The sequence below is a fragment of the Thalassoglobus sp. genome (assembly GCF_048270125.1).
Lineage (GTDB): Bacteria > Planctomycetota > Planctomycetia > Planctomycetales > Planctomycetaceae > Thalassoglobus.
This window is the reverse complement of record NZ_JBLWTN010000011.1, coordinates 1-17,991: the sequence shown is the minus strand read 5'-3', so window position 1 is coordinate 17,991 and position 17,991 is coordinate 1. Positions and strand designations below refer to the sequence as shown.

The 17,991-nt window shown below is 49.7% G+C and carries 15 protein-coding genes; 4 read left to right on the top strand and 11 right to left on the bottom strand.

The genetic code is table 11. The features are described 5' to 3' along the window. Positions 1-22: 22 nt before the first annotated feature. The 4 genes from ACN0YR_RS13935 to ACN0YR_RS13920 form a co-directional block, all read right to left on the bottom strand. Positions 23-2,788: a hypothetical protein gene (locus ACN0YR_RS13935; protein WP_417849848.1), complete on the bottom strand. Its 2,766-nt coding sequence runs from the start codon at positions 2,786-2,788 to the stop codon at positions 23-25. Positions 2,789-2,905: 117 nt separating this feature from the next. Then, positions 2,906-3,853: a site-specific tyrosine recombinase XerD gene (gene xerD / locus ACN0YR_RS13930; RefSeq protein WP_417849847.1), complete on the bottom strand. Its 948-nt coding sequence runs from the start codon at positions 3,851-3,853 to the stop codon at positions 2,906-2,908. Between the two features lie 168 nt (positions 3,854-4,021). Further along, positions 4,022-4,723 (bottom strand): hypothetical protein, encoded by a 702-nt coding sequence (locus ACN0YR_RS13925; protein WP_417849846.1) that lies wholly within the window; start codon positions 4,721-4,723, stop codon positions 4,022-4,024. Positions 4,724-4,918: 195 nt separating this feature from the next. Further along, positions 4,919-5,572, bottom strand: a complete 654-nt coding sequence (locus tag ACN0YR_RS13920; protein WP_417849845.1) for a hypothetical protein — start codon at positions 5,570-5,572, stop codon at positions 4,919-4,921. 311 nt (positions 5,573-5,883) lie between these two features. Between ACN0YR_RS13920 and ACN0YR_RS13915 the strand changes: the two genes are divergently transcribed. Continuing rightward, positions 5,884-6,660, top strand: a complete 777-nt coding sequence (locus tag ACN0YR_RS13915; RefSeq protein WP_417849844.1) for a class I SAM-dependent methyltransferase — start codon at positions 5,884-5,886, stop codon at positions 6,658-6,660. Between the two features lie 94 nt (positions 6,661-6,754). On the opposite strand, the gene ACN0YR_RS13910 is transcribed toward ACN0YR_RS13915, so the two are convergent. The 5 genes from ACN0YR_RS13910 to ACN0YR_RS13890 form a co-directional block, all read right to left on the bottom strand. After that, entirely contained in the window at positions 6,755-7,927 is a 1,173-nt protein-coding gene (locus ACN0YR_RS13910; protein ID WP_417849843.1) for an EAL domain-containing protein, read from the bottom strand. Positions 7,928-8,234: 307 nt separating this feature from the next. Continuing rightward, on the bottom strand, positions 8,235-8,696 hold the full coding sequence (locus ACN0YR_RS13905; RefSeq protein ID WP_417849842.1) for a RidA family protein: 462 nt from the start codon (positions 8,694-8,696) through the stop codon (positions 8,235-8,237). 54 nt (positions 8,697-8,750) lie between these two features. After that, positions 8,751-8,909: a hypothetical protein gene (locus ACN0YR_RS13900; RefSeq protein WP_417849841.1), complete on the bottom strand. Its 159-nt coding sequence runs from the start codon at positions 8,907-8,909 to the stop codon at positions 8,751-8,753. Positions 8,910-9,043: 134 nt separating this feature from the next. After that, positions 9,044-9,925: a CPBP family intramembrane glutamic endopeptidase gene (locus ACN0YR_RS13895; protein WP_417849840.1), complete on the bottom strand. Its 882-nt coding sequence runs from the start codon at positions 9,923-9,925 to the stop codon at positions 9,044-9,046. Between the two features lie 35 nt (positions 9,926-9,960). After that, on the bottom strand, positions 9,961-10,242 hold the full coding sequence (locus ACN0YR_RS13890) for a hypothetical protein (protein ID WP_417849839.1): 282 nt from the start codon (positions 10,240-10,242) through the stop codon (positions 9,961-9,963). Between the two features lie 452 nt (positions 10,243-10,694). On the opposite strand from ACN0YR_RS13890, the gene ACN0YR_RS13885 reads away from it, so the two are divergent. After that, a complete protein-coding gene (locus ACN0YR_RS13885; protein ID WP_417849838.1) occupies positions 10,695-13,460 on the top strand; it encodes an efflux RND transporter permease subunit in 2,766 nt (921 codons plus the stop codon). 306 nt (positions 13,461-13,766) lie between these two features. Here ACN0YR_RS13885 and ACN0YR_RS13880 read toward each other — a convergent pair whose 3' ends face one another. Then, entirely contained in the window at positions 13,767-14,630 is an 864-nt protein-coding gene (locus ACN0YR_RS13880; protein WP_417849837.1) for a deoxyribonuclease IV, read from the bottom strand. 739 nt (positions 14,631-15,369) lie between these two features. On the opposite strand from ACN0YR_RS13880, the gene ACN0YR_RS13875 reads away from it, so the two are divergent. Next, positions 15,370-15,654 carry a hypothetical protein gene (locus ACN0YR_RS13875; RefSeq protein ID WP_417849836.1) on the top strand — a complete coding sequence of 95 codons (285 nt, stop codon included), beginning with the start codon at positions 15,370-15,372 and terminating at the stop codon, positions 15,652-15,654. 285 nt (positions 15,655-15,939) lie between these two features. Here the strand turns inward: ACN0YR_RS13875 and ACN0YR_RS13870 are convergent, their stop codons facing one another. After that, on the bottom strand, positions 15,940-16,848 hold the full coding sequence (locus ACN0YR_RS13870) for a M28 family peptidase (RefSeq protein ID WP_417849835.1): 909 nt from the start codon (positions 16,846-16,848) through the stop codon (positions 15,940-15,942). Between the two features lie 564 nt (positions 16,849-17,412). Between ACN0YR_RS13870 and ACN0YR_RS13865 the strand changes: the two genes are divergently transcribed. Next, the gene (locus ACN0YR_RS13865) at positions 17,413-17,619 is read left to right on the top strand and encodes a cold-shock protein (protein WP_145196297.1); all 207 of its coding nucleotides are present in this window, start codon (positions 17,413-17,415) and stop codon (positions 17,617-17,619) included. Positions 17,620-17,991: the final 372 nt, after the last annotated feature.

Here is a 17,991-nt window from a genome sequence, read left to right as displayed (position 1 = left end):
GCACACGGTAGAGCAAATTGCCCTATCGTGGCACAATCTCGAGTGCGGGATGCTTGGCCCGCAATGGCGAGAGATCGTCCAGATTGACTTGTTTTGGAATGATTAGCATCTTGAGATTCGGAAGCTCACTCAATGCCTTCAGACCGTTGGCGGTGACCTTGGTGTCATGGATATCCAGAACCTCCAGACTCCACATTGAAGTCAGCTCGACGATGCCTTTGTCAGTGATGGGGTTGCCCCAGAGCGACAGTCTTTTCACATGTATTTGAAGCCCTACGAAATCAAGCTGTCGATCAGTGATCCCAGTCTTCGCCAGATACAGCCGATCGATTCGACCTGCCCAGCGCAGTTCGTTGAGCAGTTCACTCGTGACACTTTTTTTCTCAAGGTGAACGTACTGTATCGCCTTATGAATATCGACTTTAACTTCGGCTCCGGCAGCTTCCAGTTTCTTAGCAATTTCGATTCGTCGCTGCATGCTGTGGTCATACCACGGTTCCTGATCGTTACGGCGAAGCTCTTCCGAAGGTAGTTCAAACTTTGGAGTTTTTTGCAATTCCTCGCTAAGCGTAGCCCCCTTCGGAAGCGGTTTCGTCAACACCTTCCCCACTGCAGTTGCATCGACAATCTCGCCGGTCCACTTTCGGTCAGGCTCGACCTGAAGCGTTCCGATGGTTCGTTGAGTCACACGTCCAAGCCCTGCTTTCGAACCGTTCACGACGCCACTTTCAGTCTTGATTAGCCAGTCATCTTCTCCGGGAAAGAGATAGAACTCTCCCTGAACTTCTCCGGTGAGAATGTCCTCGACTCCTACCGCATAGCTTGAAACTTTTCCCGGTCGGCGAGGATCTCTGAGCGATCCGGCAATGAGCATTCCAGCTGGCTGCAAGAGAGTTGAGTTATAAGCACTCAATGAGGTTGGGCGTTTCAAAAGAGTTTTTCCGGAACTGGCCGCACGAAACTCCAACACACCTTTTTGAACGTGGGAAGCCAGTGTCTCTCCAGTGAAATCCCAAGAGATTTGTTGACCTCGAAAATCTTCGTGGACAGGTTCGAGATCCCCGGTTTGTAAAAGTGAAGCCAGCGGTGACCTGTGTCGATAGATCGATTCACTATCGTAAGAAATGACGGGAATCAATCGTCCTGTTGGATCAATCTGGCCGACTCCGATCCCCCAATCGGCGAAAGTTTTCGACTTCAAGGTTTCCCCGCTCTCGACATCAATGAGACTCACCTCATTGACCCCGGCACTTCCGTCATTCCCCGGTGACAATGCAGCGATGATCTGTTTTTCATCAACTCCAAAACCTGCGGAAATGACAGCCTTGCTGGAAGAGGAATAGTTGCGAATGACTTCTCCGCTTTCGCAATCCCAAAGCAAGATGCCTCCACCATCACCGTCGTACCAGTCCCCAAGAGAAATCAATAGCCGCTTCCCATCATGAGTGAACTGTGCAGATGTAATTTCACCATTCGAATAAGGCTGATCGGGCTGGACTCGAAACGTTTGTAAAACGTCTCCAGTGTCGAGACTAAATAGCTTCAGTTCTCGACGTGTTGAAACAGCAACTTGTTTCTCGTTTAAATCAAAGGCTCCAACGAATATATTTTCAAAGCCGAGTTTCATTTCACCTTTTTCAAGATCCCAAAGGGCTCCGAGATTTCCGCGACGCCCCCAGGTTGATCCCCCAGACAACAACCAGCGCCCTGTCCTCGAAAATGCAATGGGCGAATGATGATCCGCATCAAAAAAAGCAGTCTCAGTTGGGACTTCGAGAGTTTGACCAGTTGAGCCCGACTCGATGAGTGAGACCGTACGAGCCTCCTCATTGATGCGCAGCAACCACTGATCAGGAGTGAACAAAACTCGATCATCTGGAGACTGCTGGAATGTTTCCCATTCCTCTTTAGCAGGAGCCTGTTCATGTCGATCAAATGCCCAGAGTTCCTCAACTCCGTCCGGATCGATCAAACGAATTCCACCCTCTGTGAAATCGGCATCGCGAACAGTTCGTGGAATCGCTAGCAACGGGACCGCTGTCGCGACATCCCAAACGACCACCCGTGGTGTATACCAAAACTCACCGGAACCGATCGTCAAACACTTTCGACCATCCGGGCTGAACACCACTTTTGAGATGCCGACCGGAGAGCGAAATCTTTGATGGACAGTTCCATCTTCAAGATTCCAGAGAATCCCGACACCATCTTCCGAGCCAGTCAACAGGTACTGCTGATCTGGCGTCACGGTCGCAGCACTCACCCTTCCTTCTGCCGGGAAAGTTTGCAACGTTTCTCCCGACTCCAAATCCCAGACGTGAATTTCTTCTCGGCCACAAGACGCGACTAACACCGGCTCGTCATCTCGAAACATCAAGAAATGAATCGATCCCGAATCACCCAATTGAATTTCCCGAAGTAGCTTTCCGCTCTGTTTGTCAAAGATCGAAACGGCCTTGCCAGCTTCTATGAGAACAGCATCATCCCCATAAAACCGCAGAGTTTTCACCGCCCCGGACGATGGGAAGCGCCGCAGCGCCAATCCTCGCTTTGCGTCCCAGAGCACGACGACCCTGTGATGTCTTGCCAGCAAATGACGATGCCCCGCATCGTAATCGATGGGCTGAGTTGCCGAACTCAGTCCCCATTGCTGTACCCAGACTTCGTGATTTTCACCAGCGTAAAGATCCTTGAATGTCCCTTCCAGAAAGAGCAGAAAAAATGTGCCCAGCAACACGGCCGCCCGGACAGAGAGTCCGTCACAGCATTTGGAACAGTCTGCCAACATCACTACGATCCTCACCAACTCACCCCGCAACTTCGATTTCCCGGTCACATCACCGGTCACATCAAGTGTTCTGATCCAAGCAACAGCGTACCAGAATCGTTTCTTGATTGTGACGACTCAGCCGCGTGGATGGCACTTTGAGTGGATCGATTTGAGGCGACTATGTTCGACCTGGGTATAGATCTGCGTGGTGCGAATGCTGGCGTGACCGAGCATTTCCTGCAGGGCACGGATCTCAGCTCCACCGGCGAGCATGTGAGTTGCGAAACTGTGGCGGAGGGTGTGCGGGCTGATTTTGTCGCTGCAACCAACTCGAGCAGCGTACTTCTTCACGACATGCCAAACCATGATGCGCGTGATTGCTCGACCGGTACGCGTAAGAAACAAGAACTCACTCTCTCGGTTACGAAGAAGCTTTGGCCGCTCTTTCTCGAGGTACTCCTCAATCGCTTTACGTGCAAACGGATTCAAATTGACAATCCGTTCCTTGTTCCCCTTTCCGGTGCATCGGCAGTAGTTCTCTTCGAGACGGATATCTCGTAGTCGCATTCCACTCACTTCCGAAGCTCGACACCCAGTGGCATACAGGATGGCAAGAATGGCGCGGTCCCGTTTCGGGAAACTATCTTCCCATGTCGGCGCATCAAGCAGGCGATCCACCATCTCCGGGCTGAGCACTGTGGGCAGGTATTGCCAAAGCTTGGGCGACGACATCAGGTCGACGGTACTCTCAGCGATGATCCCTTCCAGAACGAGATACCGGAAGAACATTTTTAACGCCACCAGCCGCCGTGAAATCGTCGTCGCTTTAAGTTCTCTTTCATGCAGCGTCTGCAGAAACTGAGACATGATCCCCAGGTCGACATCCAGAACCGAGCCGATTCGATTCTCGCTCATCCAACTGGCAAACTGCTCGACATCATTTCGGTACGCCTTCACCGTGTTGATCGACATCCCACATTCCGCCTCCAGATACGATAGAAACGCATCCACAAACTGATTGGGATTCAAATGATGCTGCGTGACAGCTTCAGTCGATTTCACAGGTCGACGACGAGGAGGCATTTTTCACGATTGAAGAGTTAAGGATTGAATTGATTGCTTCGCACCATGAATTCAAATCGGCAGTTCAGGGTCTTGAAGTCTTGGCGCAGTGATCTTCGCGCATAGAAAAACCCGCCATTGGGTTCCAATGACGGGTTTCAAGGATCATTCAGCTACCAGAGAGGCTGACTATTCTGATCGTTCGGGTTCTGCGGGCGATGGAGGAAGTTCATCTGAGCCCTCTTCTTTCTTGGCTTCGGCTTCCACCTTCGGTGTTTCACTTCTCATCGCAGATTCTTTCAGAGTTTTGTTCTCACTCTGAAGTTGTGCAACAGTTTTCTTTTGCGCTTCAGCATCTTGCTTTGCTTTAGCAAGTTGATCCTGAGTCGCTTTCAATTGTTTCTGAGATTCGGCAAGGCTCTTCTCTGCAACATTTTTTTGCTGCTCAGCGTTTGCCAATGCTTTTTTGCTATTGGCTTTCTCTTGTGCGATTGCTTTGTCTTTGTCAGCGACAGTTTTCTTCAGGTTAGCAATCTGAGCCATCTGCTCTTTGGCGACCTTCTGTGAGTTTGCCAATTTCGCTGCGAGGCTCTTCTTCTCAGCTTCCATCGCTGCGAGTTTCTCCCTCATGGCTGCGAGTTCGTCATTGGCTGCCGCGACATCTTCCTGAAGCTTCTTTTCGTTTTCACGTGCTTCAAAAAGGTGCTTAGCTGTCAAATCTTGTGACGCCGCAAGTTCCTGATAGGTCATCATCCGACAACCGTTGCTTGAAACCGGAACGCATGCTTGCTTCCGAGGAGCACAGTTACGTCGTCCGGCTTCGCTCTCATTCGGAAGAGCAAAACAGAGAAGGGTCACGGAACACAGCAGTAAAGTCTTTTTCATCATCATGGTTCAGGCTCGCTGAGCAAAAAGTCATGTTGCACCGGAACTTGGTGAACATAGGTAGGATGTTCTTGTTGTGGAATCATCGCCTTTTATGAGCAAAATGCAAAGGATTTACACAAAGTTCTGTTTTATGAGGCAATGAATTGCGACAAACAAGATTGCTGTATTGAATGTTCGGGTTACAGCGAGGAGCTTCGTTCAAAACAGACTCGCATATCCCGCAATGGTGACCATGATGGCTCCGACAAGAAGTCGAGGAATCAGCTTGCGTTGATCATCCGAAAGTATTTTTGGTCCGGGAGATGGCGTAATGAGACCTGCTCTTTGAGCAGCGAGTTTCAGAAGGCTTGGCCCCTGCTCAGCGAGCCTCTGCTGATCGAGCCCCTCCTGGCTCACCTCCTGGTGCATCAAATTCTGCCGGGGAGAGATCACCGACCCGAGCCAGGCACCTCCCGCTGCTCCACCAACGGCTCCTAAAACAGCCAATAGTGATCCAATCACCGGAACCGCCATTCCGGCGAGGAGACACGTCAGACTCCCGATTCCAGCCCCTACGAGGACACGTTGACGGACCGGTTCACTCGCCTGTGGGGAAAAAATTTGATGTCGCTTCGAAGCGTAGTTAAACGAGTCTCCCAAGATGGCAAGAACAATGAGCAGGCAAATCGAAAACCAGCCCAGCCCCAGCCCGCTCTGACGTTGTGGAAGCAAACACATCACGAGAACAGAATTCGCCACGACGATCCAGTTTCCGGGCAAGCGATAGAATGTCCCCGCCCAACTGGCAACGTTTGCCAGCAGGAGAACCACAGCTACGGGATAATAGATCCAGTCTCCGAACATATTTCGCATCAAATTTGGCACAGTAGCCGCATTTGAGTCCCAACTCCCGAACAATCTTCTCGTTCGACTTCGCCTCCAATGACTCACCAGACAGGGAAGTCGATACCGACAAAAGCCAAGATACAACAAACCGAAGAAAGACATTTCTCTAGTGGCTGTGTAGAGTATCGGTCTTAAGTGATGTTCACGAGACCGATACAAAAATATCTCAGCCTGGTGATGACAATGAGGCCGTCTCCAAAATGAAGAGATCAGATTCGGGTTCCCGATCCATCCTCAAACATTCTCCCTGACCGCGTTTTCAACCTACAGCTGTATCAATGCCGCCGACCCCGCCACAACCTCCTTCGAATTCTCGCAACGAGAAACGAACCGCTTCCGCGTTTCCTGAACTGAGTGATGACCTGTCAACGTTTCCCGAGATCCCGGGTGGCTGGCGTCTTGAAGAGTACAATATTGGCGAGTCGACCATCTCGTTACATCGCCCGATCGATCCAGATCTTTTCCTCGACGATGCAGATGTCGCGGCTGCGAATGTACGCAATGACTACATGCCATTCTGGGCATATCTGTGGCCGGCAGCAGTCAAGATGTCTAAAGCGATTCTCAACGCCCCCTGGAGTCCTGAGGATTCGGTTCTGGAGCTCGGATCGGGACTGGGCCTCGTTGGGTTAGCGGCGATGTCACGTGGAGATCGGGTCACCTTCAGTGATTATGATCCGACAGCACTTTTCATGTGCCGCAAGAATGCACTCGAAAACGGTTTTAAAGACCCACCTGTGATGCAACTCGACTGGCGAGAACCGAAGAGCGAGCAGTTTGATGCCATTTTTGGCTGCGAGGTGACTTACGATGCGCCGATTCACTCAGTCCTTCTCGACCTGCTCAACCTGATGTTGAAGCCGAATGGCCTATGTTGGCTCGCCGACCCAGGACGGTATCAATCCCCAAAGTTTTATCAGCTGGCATTGGACCGTGGATTCGAAGTGCGGATCTTCAATGAGGACTTCAAAGCAATCGAAGTCCCTTCGTCAGAAGGATTTCAGATCTTCGAAATCCGAAAACCTGATAGCACACCTCTAACGAAACAATCTTGAAGCATGCAATTTATTCTGTGACCGTAAAAATCAATTTCACGGTCGCACCGAATGCTTGCTTGTCACAAGGAGGTGAGGAGAGGTTCGGTACGCTCTATGCGAACTCGAAGAACGATTCTTCTGCATCGTGGGTCGGATTGGGTTTGGGATAGCCGAAGAAGAATCCCTGGGCGAGATCGAATCCAATCTCACGACAGAATTCGGCTTCTTCCCGAACTTCAATCCCTTCTGCCAACGTCACAATGCCGACCTCATGGGCCGTTTCAATCAGAGATTTCAACATTCGATGTTGATACGGATTCGCCTGATGCACATCTTGAATCAGGCAGCGATCAAATTTGAGGTAATCAGGTGGAGCTTTCATCAGTTCAAGTAAGCGAGATTGCCCTGCACCGAAATCATCATAGGCGACCTTGACGCCGATCTCTTTCAGCTTCTTTTTGTTCTCCAACATTGTCGAAGCACTTTGAATCGTCTTTTCGTGAAATTCCACAACGACCGAAACTCCCGGAAAGCGACGCAGAGATCGACGAAGCGAAGGTAAGACGTCGCGATCCATATCTTCATGCTGATGCGTGTTCACAAAGATCGGAACATGGAGCCCCAGATTGTGAGCGAATTCAATAGCACGCTCACGACACAGAATACTCAAGTCGACTTCCTGATTCACCAGTTCCGCCGTATGGAACATTTTCCCAGGATTCTCAAGCCCAGCCATTTCGCTGCGGGCAAGTGCCTCATATCCGACAACGAGTTCTTGTCGAAAATCAAGAATGGCCTGATAGTACGGTGTCACACGTCGCTGTGAGATCAGATCGTTGAATTGGCTTAAAATCCAGTCTGCATCGATCGTGACCAGATCTTTGACAGTTTTCTTAAACTCCGCGTATGTGCTTTCATCCCGTTTTGGGACTGGTGCAGTGTATTGAACACGAAACTCCATATCAGCGAGTTCGATATGATCTCCAGATGAGACCGGCATCGGCTGCGTGACACGTTTACGGTTGAGAAAAGTTCCATTCGTACTTTTTAGATCTCGAATGAAAAGCGTTTCACCAATAAAGAGCAATTCAGCATGTGCTCCGGAAACACGTTGAGACTTCAGGCACAAATCGGAACTCGACAGACGCCCAATCTTGACGGTGGGAAGTGTGATGTCCGTTTTCACCAGAGTTTTTCCGGGAGGTAAGCACCCCACAAGCGACCAGCCAAGAGGGACTGACGAAGGTGCTGTGTTCGGATTCTTGTTGATCGCCTTGACGCTCATCAACCTGCACTTTTTTAAAAACTGGAGAGGGATTTGAAGAGTTGTTCCTCAGACCCTACCTCTCAAAATCTGCTAAGAGAGCCAAGTTTGATCACACTCTTTTCGAACTGAGGTAGTTTCTCAACAAGCTGATTGCAGTGAAATGAATACTCCGAAGGTACCGTTTTTCTCAGCTAGATCGAAAAAGAAGATTACACCACTGAACGTGAGCGGAATTTGCAATTCTGCAAGAATGCGAACCAATATTTTTTGACATTGGCGATTCATAATAAATTAGCGAAAAGCGATTGCGAGCACGATCAGCCGACTAAGCGACTTCGTAGAGAAACTCGATTTCAACCGAGGCGTTCAAAGGCAGAGCGTTTACGCCAACCGCAGCCCGGGCGTGTTTGCCTTTTTCGCCAAAAATTCGCTGAAGCAACTCGCTCGCTCCGTTGGCGACGATAGCTTGATCGTGAAATCCTGAATCAGATTGCACAAAAACACCAATTCGGACGACGCGCGTCACGCGGTCCAAATCACCTTCCAAGTGCTCATTCAAGATCGCCAAGCCATTGAGAACGCACTGCTGTGCGGCAGACTGAGCCTGATCAACTGGTGCTGCAGATGGAACCGGACCACGGGCAAGCAATTCTTGACCGGTTATCGGTAGCTGACCACTAATGACGACAAGTTGACCGGTTTGCACGCATGGAACATATGCTGCAATCGGCTTAGGAGGAGTTGGGAGAATGAGATCCAACTCCTGAAGTCGTTCGGCCACAGACATCGTTATGCACTCTTTCGGAGATCTTCGAAGAAAAGCGTCAGTGACGCCAATCATTTACTGCCCATGCTGAAGCTGAGCAATTTGTCGACGATATCGAGCTGCTTTGTAAGCAAATTGTTTGCGCTTTGGCGAGCTTTTGGTTAAAGCAGCCCGTCGTTCGTATTTTTCTGCCAGAGCAGTTTTCGCGTCAACGATCGATTTTGAACGGTCCATTGTCCCGTCGCCTTTTCAGAAATGAAATATAGTGGAGGATTTTTCGAATCGAGAAGTGTACTCAATCAATGAAAGAGTTTCCAGTCGTCGTCCGCTTTAGAGTATCATCCCGGGGATTTCACCTCAAGTCCCTGCTACACAAAGTCTTGCGACACACTCCAGTTCCTTCGACGACTTTCGAATGCGACTAAAATCACAATCAGATATGACAAAAATCCAATCGCTGCAAATGGGGAAATGTTGATATCAGGAACGAATTCGTATCGCATCATCGACACAGCGATCAAGTTGTTGCAAAAGTGAACGAAAATCGGAATCCAGATCGTCCCGGTTTTGAGGTAGAGAAATTGCAGTAAAAACGCGATCGGAAGAGTAGCAATCGCATGCGAGGGAGAAACATGAGCGATTGCAAACAGAAACGCCGTCATGACTGAACCCGCCCAAACTCCGTGTCGATGAACAAGCCCGCGACCAATCACGCCACGAAAGATCAATTCTTCCCCCACGGCAGGTCCCAAAGCTAATGCAACCACCAAAATCGGATAGGGCACACCATTTAGGGTCGACTGCAGATATTCCAGAGATGACGTTTGAAGTGTTTGGCTCGAAAGCCGTTGCGTAATGCCTGTATGCAGAAACGAACCAGATAATTCGTAAATCAAATCACCTAGAACGGCAATCGGAATAACAGTGGCCAACGCAAAGATTACCTCTTCATGACGTGGAGTTCGCCAGCCTATTGTCTCACGAAAGTTTGGGCCGAGTCGCAAACGCATCAGCGGCACGACCACGAACAAAGCTCCTAAACTCGTGACTCCGATCAAAAGAAAAGAACGATCCAGATTCAGATCCATTGCCAGTTGCAGAATCATCGCTTGTGAGGGCCAATCGAATCCGTAACCAGCGAAGACCAGGAGATAAAAGAAAGCGAGCAGGACGAGAGCCTGCCCGAACTGATAGCTACAAGTCCACAGCAGGGACTCTGGAATCGAACAGGGACGTTCAGATTTTCTCACACTTCACCTCATGGCGACCGCAGGCGAAATTGTAATCAATTCCGGCTGATATCGCATACGTCAACGTAATCTGACCTGTTGGCGTTAAGTTGGAGTTGGCTGGCGATTGAACTGGAAGTTGTCTCGAACTCTCCCGCAAATCCGTTGGTCTGCTCATCGGGATGAGACATCCAATGATGCATTGACCACTCCTTAAGGCTTTTCAATTTAGAACCAGTCCGAAAACTTCTGGAATAGCCGCTTTCCTCAATGTTTGAGAGTGCAATTTCAAGTTTCAGGATCAGTTCTAAAGAGAATTCAATGCTGGTCGTTCCCATGAGGCTCACTTTCATGACTTCATAGACTGCTCGCCACGAGGCAGAACGTAAAGCCTCATATTGGACCTACTCTAGAAACGCGTTGAACACCACTTTCTCAACACCCCGATTTCACTAACCAAGTTTACTGGCCCAAATCTTCGAACAAAACAGAGTTGCCCAGAACAGCCAAGTCAAAAAACGACATCAACCCGCGAGAGATAAGCAAAACAGGTCAAATAGGCAAAATTTCCGCCCTGCTCTGATAAGGCAAAACGGGGACAGTCGAATGAACAGTTGCTTCGTATCTATTATGTTCCTTGGGAACGTGTTTTCCTTGATTTTACTGCCGCGAACATTGCCTGCTCACTTGGGTGATCGCGTAGAATCTGTCAACATACGAACAACCGTACAAAATTCATTGTAATTTGCGTTCATTCTCGATTTTCCTTAATGATGGATCGTTCCCGATCATGGAACGTATTTTTAATATCCGAGACTGGTGGGGAAACGGCATCACATTGTGGGTTGTCGTCCTGCTTCTCTTCACGACTCCGTTACTGGTGATTGCTCTCAAGGACGTCAGTCTTGAGAACGACATCACAACGTGGCTCCCGGCAGAAGATCCAGATGCTCAGTCGCTGGAATGGTTCTCGGAGCAATTCGAACGTGGCCATCGACTCGTCGTCTCCTGGGATAGCAGTTCACTGAACGACTCGCGTGTTGAATCATTCGCAACTGCTCTTCAAGCTGAGTCAAACGCGGCGGGAGCGGGAGTTGAATCAATCACCACCCCGCATGACGTCATCCGCACGATGATCGACAATAAGGTCTCGCGAGAAGACGCGGTCAAGCGACTCACCGGAACCTTGGTCGGCGTGGGCTTTTTGAAAGTGAAACTTTCAGAGGCAGGACGCGAAGATCTCGCAGCGAGTATGGAGACCGTCCGGAAGAGAGTCAGTGAAATCGTCGAGGCTGAAGCATCGATCCTCCCGCCTGTGAACAAACTTCCGGGTGAGGAGCAAATCCAACCCGATGACAAGCAGATTGATCAGGCCACGGACATTCGGGTCGAATTCCCGATCCACGATTTCCAATTGCGCTGGCCAGAAATGACATCGGACACGGAAGTCGTTTCTCGAATTCGCAACGGATTGGCTTCACCCGTTGAAGGTGAACAGGTCCTCGTTGAAGATGTCTTCTTCGCAGCAGGAGCTCCCGTAGCAGTTTCGATTCTTCTCGGGAATATTGATGATCATGAAATCGAGCGGACCGTAAAAATTGTTGAAGCGACAGCACTCACTCAAGGAATTGAAGTTGACGAGCTACGCTTAGCAGGGACTCCGATCAGCCGAATCAGGCTCAATGAAGCAGCGAAGCGCGCTGTATGGAATACGGACTACCCTATCTGGAATGTCTACAAACGAGCACCGATATTACTTTCCGCACTCGTGAGCATTATTGTTTCGTTTACGTTGCTCAAAAGCGTGCGGCTGTCAATTCTGGTGACGCTGGCATCTGTCTTCACCTGCCTTGTTGTCATCGCGATGATTCCACTGACCGGAAAATCGCTCAACATGGTTTTGATTGTCCTGCCTGACTTGCTGCTTGTGTTGACGACGTCGGGAGCAATCCATGTCGCCAACTACTGGAAGCATGCCGTCACCAACGGCGATGAAAATCCAATTGTCAGTGCCGTGAAGATGGCCTGGCAACCTTGCGCCCTCGCCAGCATTACGACCGCAATCGGCATGGCGTCACTTCTGTTTGCCGTCTTAGCTCCGGTCCAGCAGTTCGGGTTTTATGCGTCAATCGGCTGCCTGATTTCCCTTTTCATGATCCTCTTCGGCTTCCCATCGATGATGAGCGTCTGGCCTGGAAGAGGAAAAAAGTTTGCCGAGCACGCAGAAAAAGAAGCCACAGCCTGGGGACATTTCGCCCGAAAAATTGTCCACCATCAATTCTTGATCACAACCTCTTGCGTGGGCTTGTTCATATTTTCCATCACCGGTCTGCAATGGTTCAAAACCGAAACAAAAGTGATTCGGTATTTCCCCGCCCACTCGCAGATCAGTCAGGATTATCACTTCCTGGAAGAAGGGCTTTCCGGAATTGTCTCTGTTGATACCGTCATTCGTTTCAACGAACAAGCTGTCGACGAAATGAACATCAACGACCGCATGGAACTGGTTCGCAAGGTTGAAGAGAACATCTCCAAACATCGCTGGATCTCCGGGACAATGTCTCTCGCTGACTTCCGGAATCCTGTGGAACCTCCTGCAGAGAACGCCTCAACCAGAACAAAAGTCTTCTACGGCAGAACTCTTCAGCGAATTCAGAAAGCAATTTTTGAAGGTCCAATTGAAGAGACAAGCCAGTTCGCTCGAAAAGCGACCGCTCCTCTGGATCTGATGACTCACGGAAAACGAAAGATTCAAATCCTCGAAGACGACGAAATCTGGAGAGTCCGTGCTCAATCGATCATCACTGCCGATGTGAATTTCTCAATCCTGACGTCAGAACTCGAACAGATCATTCAAGAAACGATCGCGGATGAAGCAGGGACTGATTACCTCGTCACCGGAATGGTTCCCCTTTTCTTACGAACACAACAAGCAGTCCTGGAATCTTTGATCAAGAGTTTCGGCTTGGCGTTTGGCATTATCGCTGTCGTAATGATTGTCCTCTTGTATAGCCCGACTTCAGGCTTTCTAGCAATGTTGCCGAACCTCTTTCCTGTCGGGGTCGTCTTCGGATTAGTCGCCTGGATTGGAATGCCGGTCGATATTGGAACGATGATCACCGCATCGGTCGCGCTTGGAATTGCGATTGATGGAACCCTGCATTTACTCACCTGGTATCGGGACGGAATTCGGCACGGGATGACCCAGGAAGATGCTGTCGTCATGGCACTGCAACACTGCGGCCCCGCGATGTGGCAGACAAGTGCGACCATCTCGATTGGAATGGTCATGGTCTCGGGTGCGGACCTGTTACTCATCTCCAGATTCGGCTTGTTAATGGCTGCTCTGGTCACCACAGCACTCCTTGCTGACGTCGTTCTTCTCCCAGCCCTTCTGGCAGGCTGGCTAGGAAGAATCATCAAGAAAAACACACCAGTCCTCGAACAGCCAGCTGGGGAAAAACCGGAAACAATTGAGTTCCCGAAAGAACCAGCAGGCGAAGCAGAGGGCTCCAATGAAGCCACTCCCCCTGTTCGCGTCCACACACAATCTTAGCGCAGCCAAGCTTCGGCTGCTGGAGGAATGGCGAGAGCATGTTCAATGCCTGTCGCGCCGGCAGAGAGTGCTTTTCATGTGAATAGAGCAGTTGCTCTACCGTTTGCCCGTGTAGAACGCAGTTCTCAAGTAAAAATGCTGTTCGCCACGAGGCAGAACCTGCAAACTAATTCGAAAGATGCTCTATTCACACAGGCCTACGAGTCAGAACGCCGACATCATTTTCAAAAGGCGTCAGGGACGAGGGATGAGAGCAAGAACCGCACTCAGGGAAGTTTCGTCAGTAAGCAACCTTCGAGATGTGCCCTATTCCTCAACGCTTAATAATGACTTCAGCGTCCGTAAGTTCACTGCATCCATCTCTTCGCCATCCCGCTTTTCTTTCTTGGTTTCCAGATACATCGGCAAGCCGGCAAAACGTGGATCGTTAACCACAAACCGAAACGGTTCCAGTCCCAGAAACCCTTCGCCAATATGGTCGTGGCGGTCGACCCGACTCCCCTGCTCTTTCTTGCTGTCGTTGAGGTGAAACGCTTTCACATTCTTGATCCCGACGTGATCATCCAGCTGTTGCATCGTTTCGTTGTATTCGCTTTCAGTTTTCAATCCATATCCGGCAGCGAAGATATGGCAAGTATCAACGCAAACTCCAAAGCGTTCACCATCTTCTGCATGTTGTAGAATTTGCCCTAAATGTTCGAACTTGTACCCCAGGTTCGTTCCCTGCCCGGCGGTCGCTTCAACCCAGGTTTGGACTTTGAGGCCCGGTGTTCGGCGATGTGCCTCGTTCAGCCCCTCAATCACTTTCGCCAAGCCCTCTTCTTCGGAGCTGTCGACATAGCTTCCCGGATGCATCACCACACCCGAAAGCCCCAGCATCTCCGCCCGTTCAAGTTCGATAACGTATGCCTCGAGGGACTTTTCCCAGAGCTCCGGCTTGGGACTCGCCAGATTGATCAAGTAACTGTCATGAGAACATGGAGAGACCAGCCCGTGCTCCGCCACAGCCTTCTTAAACTCCTCCGCATCCTCTTCCGTCAGCGGCTTCCCTTTCCACTGATTATTGTTCTTCGTGAAGATTTGCACGGTGTTCATTCCGAGCGCGCCAGCTGCATTGGCAGCTTTGTAATATCCACCGGCAATAGATAAATGAGAACCGAATAAAGGCATGGTGATCCGTGGGTGAGGTGAGTGTTGTGAGCAGGGAGTTGCTGAAGTGATCGATGTTTGCTGATGAGGATGTTCGCTGATAAGACTGAACTCATGTCCAATAACTTAGCCTTCGTGCAGCTCTTCATGCGTTTGCACATTCAAAAGAGCGCTGACAAAAGAGCACAGTAAATTATTTTTGGAACTGCTCGGATTGTCGACCAGTCTCCCCTTTAACTTCGGCATTTGGCCATTTCTTCTTCGATGAGTCACCGAAAGGAAGCAGGTCTCAACAAATACCACAAGTTTGACAATTAAGCTCGCCATCGAAGCAGATCGTCACCTTCTACCGGACATCCCCAAGGCCACAAATCGACGCATCTCCAATCACTGAAATGTGTTGCAAGAACCTGAAACAAAAAAAATTCCTCTTCCGCTCTCTCTGAATCCCTCGTTTTTCAGCCAGTTGAACCACTGAATGGTGGGTGCGTTACGACCTGCAATCGCCCCCCTCGGTTGAAAGACTTTCAAACTTTAGAACTATTTTCCTATTTTCTTAAATTCACGTTGACCGTTTTTTCGACCGCTCGTATCGTGCTGACCATCAACGACGCGGACATTCCTGTCTGCTTCTTGAATCCCCTCAAACAAATTCAACTCACCCATATCCAATTCAAAGCAATTCATTTTTATCAGCGATGAATGTTTTGAAGGGTTCGAATTCAGCAACTCTCTCTATCTCTCGAAAAGGATTTCAACAATGAAGCGGTTCGCTTTAGTTATCACTTGTGCAATGATGCTTTCTGGTTCTGGATGCTGCCTCTTTGGTTACCCGGGTGGCGGATGGGGAGCTGGCTACCCACCGACTTATGGTGGCGCAGGTTACGGCGGCGGTGCTTGTCCAACTGGTGCCTGTGGAACATACCCAGGTGCTTACTCCGGTGGTGCCCCGACAGCGGTCGCGCCTTATGGATACCCGCAAACCGCTGTCTCTCCATATGGGTACCCACAAACTGCAATCATTGATCCGGTCCCGGTTTACTAAACCGAGTCAAGAGTTTGGAGAGTGCTGATTGAGTGCAGCCTTCACGGGTCTACGCTCAACATGTGAACTCACCAACTGGTGATTGACCGCACGTTGAGACACCAACCCGTTTGATATTTCAAAGCACCACGTCCACAACTGGACGCGGTGCTTTGTTTGTTTCATCAGTCTATGAAGTGCGTTGATTCTTCACGTTGACTCCTCACGCTGTCGCTCAATTTTAGAACTCGGATGATCAAAGACCACCAGGAGACGACCGGACCACGGCAAGCAGAATTCGCAAGTTCAATTTTCGTCTAACCAAGCCAGTACCACCCTGCCGACTTTCGACATTGATTTCCCGCTGCACGCAGCTGGCAAATCGTTTCGCTTGTGCCAGTAGGGATAATCAAAATCGATGATATCGCAGGTGGGGATTTTGGCGATGAGATTGAGCGGAATGTGATCGTCTCGAATTTCATATTTCTGGCGATGAATAAATTCTCGCACACCGAGTCTCCGAGCAGTCTCCCAGATGCTGCGCGTCACTTCCGGGGCATACCTGTAACTGTTCTTTTCGATGTAAATGTTCAAGTTACGATCCGCCACCATATCGAGAAGAACCCCTTTCACATACCGAAAGTTTTTCGGAGGGTTGTCTCGGTATTGAGTCGCGAAGTATTCAGAACCGTGGAAGTACTTGTCGTCTTTGCTATAGACCAGTTCTTCGCCGTCAAAAAAGACGAAGTCCACACCCAGCTTGGGATTGATTGACTTCATGTGATGCGCGAATTCCATCAACAATGCGACTCCGCTTCCTCCATCGTTGGCTCCGATGAACGGCTTGGCACGATTCGCTGCAGTTGCTTCCTGATCGGGAAACGGGCGTGTGTCATAGTGACAGCAGACGAGAACTCTTTCTGCCCGATCGGGATGCCATGAAACAATCATGTTCTTCATCCGCACAGGTGCCCCGGTTTGCGGATGCGTGACATCGAACTCCTGATAGCGAACCTCTGCGGAGAACTTCGCAAAGTGATCAGCGATCATTTTCTGCTGCCGCAGCATCCCTTCAGTCCCGGAAATTCGCGGGCCGATGTCACAGACATCTTTCAAATACTGGTAGGCCCTGTTTGCGTCAGGGACTGGGGTTTCTGCAATCGCAAACTGGCTTCCGATTCCCCAAAACAGCAGGCCCCACAATACTCTCTCCATGATATTCCTCACTTGATGTCGACAATCCTTGATGACGCAAGAGCAATCAAAGCTTTATCAAACTTCGAAGCTGCCCCAAACGATGTCAGAATTGCCCCCCTCAAGCAAGTCGACGTGCCGAAATCACACCTGAACTCGCATCAGGATGACTTGATGAGATTTTGAAATTTTTTCCCAAAAAGATATAGAACAGCTATCGTTGATCTGTATAATCTTCGGGAGTGGAAGTATCTCATTTCCCAAAGGTCTTCACAGACACTCTCCCTCTTCCATGGGGGATCAAGGTCATTCGACAACGCAGTATTTCTTAAGAATCTACGTTGAGAAGCGATGAGGATTCGCTCACTCACAGGTTTTCCTGTGTCCCGGAGCGTTCAACATCAGCTCAACACTTCTGAGCGAAATCCTGGCCGAAAGCCTTGAGTTTCGGCGTTTGTGCAACCGGGAGAAGTGAGTAGATTTCTGAGTATTTTTTTGAGTGTTTGAGCCAAAGATTTTGACTGCGTCTTCGAGAAGTTCTCAACAGGCAAGTCAAGCAGTGGCTCTCAAGTAAGGATGGCTGCAATGCAGCGAGGAACGATTAAGAAGCTTGTTGCTGACAAAGGTTTTGGATTTATCACGGGTGGAGACCAGGGCAAAGATTTATTCTTTCACGTCTCCTCAGTTCAAGACGCGGCATTTGAATCGCTTTACGAAGGTCAAAACGTCGATTTTGAGTCTGAAGAAGGCCCCAAAGGGACACGTGCCTCAGTCGTCAAGCCTGTCGACTGATTCTCATTAGAACCGCGACTCATATTTAAAACGATGAGTTGAACTCCATCTTCAAATCACTCAGGAAACGGTGCGCCGTTTTCTGAGTGATTGAAGTATTGGTCGAACGCTTCATCCGCAAACCTTACGGCTGCAAATTTGAAGTGCTCATCGTTCGTGCATTTCCAATGCTCTTAGCAGATCAGCCGTTAGAAGTTGATGCGACAATTCTGAAATCGGTGTTCCCAACCATTGAACAGGCGATTCGTAATCGAGTGCGCGCTCGTCTCCGACTCCATTCATCAATTCCTGCCAATTTAGAGCATCTTCAGGTTTGGTTTGCAGTGTAGCCGCAGGAGTGAATGTAATTCAAACATTCTTGGGGACTGAACT

Coding starts and splice junctions, on each gene's coding strand:
- ACN0YR_RS13865 (WP_145196297.1), top strand. CDS start 17,413: ATGCAGCGAGGAACGATTAAGAAGCTTGTTGCTGACAAAGGTTTTGGA.
- ACN0YR_RS13890 (WP_417849839.1), bottom strand. CDS start 10,242: ATGGGAACGACCAGCATTGAATTCTCTTTAGAACTGATCCTGAAACTT.
- ACN0YR_RS13910 (WP_417849843.1), bottom strand. CDS start 7,927: ATGAGCGTCAAGGCGATCAACAAGAATCCGAACACAGCACCTTCGTCA.
- ACN0YR_RS13935 (WP_417849848.1), bottom strand. CDS start 2,788: ATGTTGGCAGACTGTTCCAAATGCTGTGACGGACTCTCTGTCCGGGCG.
- ACN0YR_RS13920 (WP_417849845.1), bottom strand. CDS start 5,572: ATGCGAAATATGTTCGGAGACTGGATCTATTATCCCGTAGCTGTGGTT.
- ACN0YR_RS13870 (WP_417849835.1), bottom strand. CDS start 16,848: ATGGAGAGAGTATTGTGGGGCCTGCTGTTTTGGGGAATCGGAAGCCAG.
- ACN0YR_RS13925 (WP_417849846.1), bottom strand. CDS start 4,723: ATGATGATGAAAAAGACTTTACTGCTGTGTTCCGTGACCCTTCTCTGT.
- ACN0YR_RS13875 (WP_417849836.1), top strand. CDS start 15,370: ATGAAGCGGTTCGCTTTAGTTATCACTTGTGCAATGATGCTTTCTGGT.
- ACN0YR_RS13880 (WP_417849837.1), bottom strand. CDS start 14,630: ATGCCTTTATTCGGTTCTCATTTATCTATTGCCGGTGGATATTACAAA.
- ACN0YR_RS13900 (WP_417849841.1), bottom strand. CDS start 8,909: ATGGACCGTTCAAAATCGATCGTTGACGCGAAAACTGCTCTGGCAGAA.
- ACN0YR_RS13885 (WP_417849838.1), top strand. CDS start 10,695: ATGGAACGTATTTTTAATATCCGAGACTGGTGGGGAAACGGCATCACA.
- xerD (WP_417849847.1), bottom strand. CDS start 3,853: ATGCCTCCTCGTCGTCGACCTGTGAAATCGACTGAAGCTGTCACGCAG.
- ACN0YR_RS13905 (WP_417849842.1), bottom strand. CDS start 8,696: ATGTCTGTGGCCGAACGACTTCAGGAGTTGGATCTCATTCTCCCAACT.
- ACN0YR_RS13915 (WP_417849844.1), top strand. CDS start 5,884: ATGCCGCCGACCCCGCCACAACCTCCTTCGAATTCTCGCAACGAGAAA.